This is a genomic window from Roseomonas sp. TAS13 (assembly GCF_001950415.1).
Lineage (GTDB): Bacteria > Pseudomonadota > Alphaproteobacteria > Acetobacterales > Acetobacteraceae > Roseomonas > Roseomonas mucosa.
This window is the reverse complement of the sequence record NZ_BDLP01000261.1, coordinates 1-6,278: the sequence shown is the minus strand read 5'-3', so window position 1 is coordinate 6,278 and position 6,278 is coordinate 1. Positions and strand designations below refer to the sequence as shown.

General features: G+C 71.8%; 6 protein-coding genes and 2 pseudogenes. All 8 read right to left on the bottom strand.

Features of this window, described 5'->3' with window-relative positions; all coding sequences use genetic code 11:
• Positions 1 to 306: pseudogene (locus tag ROTAS13_RS28430) on the bottom strand (hypothetical protein); the annotation flags it as partial.
• A 170-nt stretch (positions 307 to 476) separates the two neighbouring features.
• Positions 477 to 965 carry a molybdenum cofactor biosynthesis protein MoaE gene (locus ROTAS13_RS17430; protein WP_075822970.1) on the bottom strand — a complete coding sequence of 163 codons (489 nt, stop codon included), beginning with the start codon at positions 963 to 965 and terminating at the stop codon, positions 477 to 479.
• A gap of 7 nt (positions 966 to 972) precedes the next feature.
• Positions 973 to 1,227: a molybdopterin converting factor subunit 1 gene (moaD, locus tag ROTAS13_RS17425; RefSeq protein WP_075822969.1), complete on the bottom strand. Its 255-nt coding sequence runs from the start codon at positions 1,225 to 1,227 to the stop codon at positions 973 to 975.
• 22 nt (positions 1,228 to 1,249) lie between these two features.
• Complete coding sequence (locus ROTAS13_RS17420) at positions 1,250 to 1,942, bottom strand: hypothetical protein (protein WP_126281939.1); 693 nt, start codon at positions 1,940 to 1,942, stop codon at positions 1,250 to 1,252.
• A gap of 78 nt (positions 1,943 to 2,020) precedes the next feature.
• Positions 2,021 to 2,629 carry a CDP-diacylglycerol--glycerol-3-phosphate 3-phosphatidyltransferase gene (gene pgsA / locus ROTAS13_RS17415; protein ID WP_019463022.1) on the bottom strand — a complete coding sequence of 203 codons (609 nt, stop codon included), beginning with the start codon at positions 2,627 to 2,629 and terminating at the stop codon, positions 2,021 to 2,023.
• A gap of 16 nt (positions 2,630 to 2,645) precedes the next feature.
• Complete coding sequence (gene uvrC / locus ROTAS13_RS17410; RefSeq protein ID WP_075822968.1) at positions 2,646 to 4,550, bottom strand: excinuclease ABC subunit UvrC; 1,905 nt, start codon at positions 4,548 to 4,550, stop codon at positions 2,646 to 2,648.
• A gap of 517 nt (positions 4,551 to 5,067) precedes the next feature.
• Positions 5,068 to 5,562, bottom strand: a complete 495-nt coding sequence (locus ROTAS13_RS17405; RefSeq protein ID WP_019463024.1) for a dihydroneopterin aldolase — start codon at positions 5,560 to 5,562, stop codon at positions 5,068 to 5,070.
• A gap of 8 nt (positions 5,563 to 5,570) precedes the next feature.
• Positions 5,571 to 6,221: pseudogene (locus ROTAS13_RS17400) on the bottom strand (SDR family oxidoreductase); the annotation flags it as partial.
• Between the last annotated feature and the right edge of the window lie 57 nt (positions 6,222 to 6,278).

Here is a 6,278-nt window from a genome sequence, read left to right as displayed (position 1 = left end):
TCGCCTTACGGTGGAGCTGTGCGTAGATGTGATCAAGAGACAGAGCAGGAAGAGGGCGAGAAGCGCGGCCGGGGTGAGGATGTCCGGCATCAGCAGGGCGGCGGCCCAGGGGGCGCTGGTGAGCAGCGCCAGGGTGGCGGCGAGGAGGAGGTGGCGGGCGGGGGTGGCAAGGCCGAGGGCGCGGGCGGTGAGCCAGAGCAGCCAGGAAAGCATCAGCCCCTGGGCGAGCAGGGACGGCCAGAGGGACTGGCGCTGGTGGAAGAGGTGGAGGAGGGGGCCGTAGATCCAGGGCTTGTCCCAGATCATCAGCGGGCCGAGCGTCTGGTGGAGGAAGGCGCCGGTGTCGCTGAAGAGGATGGGGTAGCCGTTGAGGAAGGCGGGCCAGGTCAGGAGAAGGGCAGCGGCCAGGATGGCGGCCGGGGCCGGGAGGCGCGGGACAGGTGGCGCCGCGCCGCCGGGGGCGGGCGGGGCCGGGTTCAGCGGCGGGGGTCCGGCTGGCTCCAGCGTTCGGCCATGGCGTCGTCCTCCGCCTTGGCCTCGACCCAGCGGGTGCGGCCGTCGGGGAATTCCTCGCTCTTCCAGAAGGGGGCGCGGGTCTTCAGCCAGTCGATCAGGAAGGCGCAGGATTCCAGCGCCGCCAGGCGATGGGCGCTGGCGGTGAGGACCAGCACGATGGGATCACCGGGCAGGAGGCGGCCGACGCGGTGGATCACCGTGGCGCCGAGCAGGGGCCAGCGCTGGGCGGCTTCCGCGCGGATGGCGGCGATCGCGGCCTCGGTCATGCCCGGATAGTGCTCCAGGGTCATGGCGGCGAGGCCCGAATCGGCGCGGCAGAGGCCGATGAAGGAAGCGAGGCCGCCGATATCGGCGCGGCCCCGGGTCAGCAGGGCGGTCTCGGCGGCGATGTCGAAGGGGGCCTCGCCGACCGCGACGCGGCCCGGGAGCGGGGGAGAGGGCTCGGCCATGAGGGGGTCAGCCGCCGGTGACAGGGGGAAAGAAGGCGACCTCGTCGCCGGGGGCGATGGGGTCCTCCGGGCCGCGGAATTCCTGGTTCACCGCGGCGCGGACCTGCTTCGGCTGGGCGAAGGCGGCGGCATGGCCGGGGGAGCGGGCGGCGAGCCAGCGCATCAGGGCGCCGATGGTGGCGACCTCCGGCGGGGGCTCCACCTCCTCGGCGGCCAGGCCGGTGCGCTGGCGCAGCCAGGCGAAGTACAGAACCTGGATCATGGGCGGAGGGCCATGGCTGGCGTCATTGCCGGTCGGGCACGATCTGCGGGCTCTGCCCCGGCACGGTGATCACCGTGGAGTTGCCCAGCGGCGTGGCGGTGCCGCTGGCGCCGCCGGGGCGGTTGATGCCCTGCACGCCGCCGGTGCCGCCGGTGGTGGTGTTGGGCACGCCGTCCGGGGTGAAGATGGTGCGCCCGTCCTGGCGGGGCGCCGGTGGGGTGGCGGGTTCACCGGGCTGGGCGGGGACGCTGAGCCGTCCGGGCTGGTAGGGCAGAGGCGGAACGCCCGTGTTGTCCGGCACCGCGGAACTCGGGCGGCGGGAGGGCAGGGTGGTGCCCGGCGGCGGGTTGCGCGGATTCGGCGCGGCCGAGGGCGGCAGGTCCGGGCCGGGCTCGCTGAGGTCCGGCAGGCGCGGCTGCGGGGCGCGGCCACGCTCGCGGGCGGCGCGTTCCAGGGCCGGCGAGGTGACGTCCTCGCGGAAGGTGTCGCGGTCCGGATTCATCAGCGTGGCGCGCTCGGGCTCGGCATCCGGCCAGACATTGCCGGCTTCCGGCGTCAGCGGCTGCAGCGTGAGGTCCTGCCCGCGGATTCGCTCGGCAGTGGCGCTTCCCGGGGCCACCAGGGCCGGGCGGCGGCCGAAGGGCGCGATCAGGCCATCCGAGCAACCGGCCAGCGCAAGAGCCAGCAGGAGGCACGAACCCGGCCGCGCGATCATGGAATGCCGCATAAAACTCCCCCAGGACGAAGCGGGCGCAACATGCACCGGTGTCGGTAAGCGCTCAAGGGCAGGTGGTCAGGAGCGGCCCCGCAGGGTGGCGGCGGCCTGGGCATCCTGGGCCCCGGCGTGGCGGAGGCCGGAGATCATGTAGTCCCAGCCGGTGATCATGGTCAGGACGGCGGCGGCCCAGAGGCCGAGTTCCCCCAGCAGGGAGAGCGGGAGGAAGCCGAGGCCCAGGGCGCGGGCACCGGTGTCGCCGGCCAGGAGGACGCCGAGGGCGCCCATCTGGAAGCCGGTCTTCCACTTGGCGAGGCGGGTGACGGGCATGCCGACGCGCAGGCTGGCCAGGTATTCGCGCAGGCCGGAGACCAGGATTTCCCGCAGCAGGATGACGATGGCGGGGAGCAGGCCGAGGAGGCTGAGGCGGCCGAGGCCAGCCAGCAGCATCAGCGCGGCGCCGACCAGGAGCTTGTCGGCGATCGGGTCCAGCATGCGGCCGAAGGCGGAGGTGAGCTGCCGGTCGCGGGCGATCTTGCCGTCGAAGTAGTCGGTGATGGCGGCGATGGAGAAGACCGCGCAGGCGGCCACGTCGCCCCAGCCGCCGCCGCCATAGGCGAGCAGGACGAGCAGGGGCACCGCCGCGATCCGCGACAGCGTCAGGAGGTTGGGCAGGTCCGTCGGCATGGCGTCGGGAAGTCTTCTACCCGGCTGCTTCGCGGGACGCCACTGCGCCGGGATGGAAGTGCTCGTAGATGCGGCGCGCCATGGAGGGGCCGATGCCGGGGGCGTTCTCCAGATCCTCGAGTCCCGCGTTGCGGACGCCGCGGACGGAGCCGAAATGATTCAGCAGGCGGCGCTTGAGCGCGGTGCCGACGCCGGGCACCTCGTCGAGTTCCGACTTCACCAGGGACCGCGAGCGTCCTGCGCGGTGGGTGGTGATGGCGAAGCGGTGCGCCTCGTCGCGCAGGCGCTGGAGGTAGTAGAGCACCGGGTCGCGGGGCGGGAGCTGGAAGGGGGCGTGGCCGGTGCGGTGGAACCATTCGCGCCCGGCATCGCGGTCCGGCCCCTTGGCGACGGCGACCAGGGGGACGTCGTCCACGCCCATCTCCGCCAGGATCTCGCGGGCGGCGTTGAGCTGGCCGAGGCCGCCGTCGATCAGCACGAGGTCGGGCCAGGAGCCCTGCTCGCGCTCCGGATCCTCCTTCAGGGCGCGCGCGAAGCGGCGCTCGAAGACCTCCCGCATCATGGCGAAGTCATCGCCGGGGGTGACGGGGCCCTTGATGGAGAACTTGCGGTAGGCGGGCTTGATGAAGCCGCCCGGGCCCGCGACCACCATCACGCCATAGGCATTGGCGCCCTGGATGTGGCTGTTGTCGTAGATCTCGATGCGTTCCGGGATGGAGGACAGGTCGAAGATCTTCGCCACGCCTTCCAGCAGGGCGGTCTGGGCGGTGCCTTCCGCCAGCTTGCGCTCCAGCGCCTCCCGCGCGTTGGTGGCGGCGTGGTCCACGGCGGCGCGCTTGTCGCCGCGCTGGGGGCGATGGATCTCGACCTTGCGGCCGGCCTGGAGGGAGAGGGCCTCGGTCAGCAGGGCGGGTTCGGGGATGTCGTGGCTCAGCAGGACCAGGGGCGGGGGCGGCAGGTCGTCGTAGAGCTGGGCGAGGAAGGCCTCCAGCACCTCGCCGGGCGGGATGTCCTGGCGGGCATGGGCGGGGAAGAAGGCGCGGTTGCCGTTGTTGCGGCCGCCGCGGAAGAAGAAGACCTGCACGCAGCACTGGCCGGCGGCCTGGTGGACGGCGACGATGTCGGCATCGCCCACGCCTTCCATGTTGATGCGGTCGCGGCCCTGGACATGCGTCAGGCCGCGGATGCGGTCGCGGATGGCGGCGGCACGCTCGAATTCCAGGGCCTCGGCGGCCTCCTCCATCTCGCGGGCCAGCTTCTTCTGGATGGAGGGGGTCTCGCCGGACAGGAACTGCTTCGCCTGCCGGGTGAGGTCGGCGTAGTCGGCTTCCGGGATGCGGCCGACGCAGGGGGCGGAGCAGCGGCGGATCTGGTAGAGCAGGCAGGGGCGGTCGCGGTTCTCGAAGACGCTGTCGCGGCAGGAGCGGAGCAGGAAGACGCGCTGCAGCGCGGTCAGCGTCTGGTTCACCGCCCAGGCGGAGGCGAAGGGGCCCCAGTAGGAGGCGCCCTTGCGGCGCTCGCCCCGGTGCTTGCCGATCTGCGGGTAGGGGTGGTCCTCGGTAATGACGAGCCAGGGATAGGACTTGTCGTCGCGCAGGACGATGTTGAAGCGTGGGCGGAGCTTCTTGATCAGGTTGGCTTCGAGCAGCAGCGCCTCGGCCTCGGAGGCGGTGGTGATCACCTCCAGGGAGCGGGTCTCGAAGACCATGCGCTTCAGCCGATCCGGCAGGCGGGCGACCTGGGTGTAGTTGTACACGCGCTTGCGGAGCTGCCGGGCCTTGCCGACATAAAGGGCATCGCCCTTGGCATCGAGCATGCGGTACACGCCCGGCGAGAGCGGCAGGGTGGCCAGGGCCTTCTCGATGACCTCGCGGCCTTCCATGGGGGCGAGGGGGGCGGATTCTTCGTGGGCAAAGGCCATGGCGCGCGCTGGGTCCGGTGGTTTCGGGTTATCCCCGGAAGCTGTGGATAACCCCGTGGATGAAATGGTGGCTATGGCCCGAAAAGCCACGTCATTCCTGGGTTGCAGCCCTTTGCCTCATCTCTGGGCATGAATCCAGGTCCTTGTTTTTGCACATTAAATAGGAAAACGGTCGGGTTGCATCGCACAAATCTGCGAAAGAGGCGGTTGACGGCGGCCGCGGTTTGCAGGTTGGGGAAAATCCCGCCCTGTCGCGGCGGCCGCGAAGCCCCGGCTGCTTGTGTAACCAAATCATTACATTAGCCAGGGGCTGCGGGTCCTAGACTGCCGGGCTTCACCATTGGCGGGCTGGGAAGGTGCTGGAAGATGCGCCTGCCACCCCCGTCGCTGCCCGCCGGATGGGCATGTGGGGCGGGGACACCCGACGATGCCCGGCGGGTTCGCCGTGACCCCCCCTGCCCTGGTTCGTGTCTGGGCTTTCCGACATGCCTCGACAGCCGCGCTTCGGTCCCGTCCGTCAGGCTTCCGGCGATCGCTGGCCGGCGGTTTCCTCCTCCTGGGGGCGAGGGGCGGCGGGACGCTGGCGTTCCACGGTGACGCCCACGGCGGCGGCGTCGGGCAGGACGTCGGGCTTTTCCACCGTCACCATGGCGGAAACGATGCGGCGGTCCTCCAGCGCGGCCACGGCGATTCGCTCCGCCAGGGTCTCGGCGAGGCGGATATGGCCGGTGGTGGCGATCTCCCGCGCCCGGGCGGCGACGGCGCCGTAGTCCACCACGCGGGCCAGCTTTTCCTCGCCGACCGAGGCGGGGGCGGATTCGTCCTCCACCAGCAGCTCGATGCCGATGATCACGCGCTGGCGGGTGTGCAGCTCGTAGGGCAGGACGCCGAGGCTGGCGCGGACCTCCAGGCCCCGCACGAAGACGCGGCGCAGGCGGCGCGCGGCATCGGGGCGGTAGGCGCTGGCCGGGGCGGCGTCGGGGAAGGCAGGGCCGGGGCGGTTCTGGGTCATCGGGCGGCTCACTCCGGTTGCACGGCGCCGCGCGCAGGCGACCACTGCAGGTGCTGGCCGCCATCGAGGGCAAGCATCTGGCCGGTGAAGGAGGGAAGGGAGAGGATGGCGAGCAGGGCGCGGGCGACCTCCTGCGGCGAGGTGCCACGGTGGAGGGGGGTGGATTCGCACTGGGCGCGGAACTGTTCCTCGCTCTGGCGCGGGCTGGGCAGGGCCGGGCCGGGGCCGATGCCGGCGACGCGGACCCGTGGCGCCAGGGCGAGGGCGAGGCTCTGCGTCAGCGCCCAGAGGCCGGCCTTGGAGATGGTGTAGCTGGTGAAGTGCGGGGTGAGGGACCAGACGCGCTCGTCCAGCATGTTCACCACCACGCCTTCGGCGGCCTCGGGCAGGGATTTCGCGAAGGCCTGGGCCAGGACGAAGGGGGCGCGGAGGTTGGGCTCCAGGTGGTGGTCCCAGCTTTCCCGCGTCGCGTCGTGCCATTCGTCGCGCTCGAAGGTGGAGGCGTTGTTCACCAGCACGCCGATGGGGCCCAGCGCCTCGGTGGCGGCGGGCAGGAGGCGGGCGGTCTCGGCCTCCCGCGACAGGTCGGCGGCGAGGATCGTGGCGCGTCGGCCCTGGGCGTGGATCTCCGCCACGGCCGCTTCCGCCTCGGCCCGGCTGTGGCCGTGGTGCCTGTCTCTTGATCACATCTACGCACAGCTCCACCGTAAGGCGAA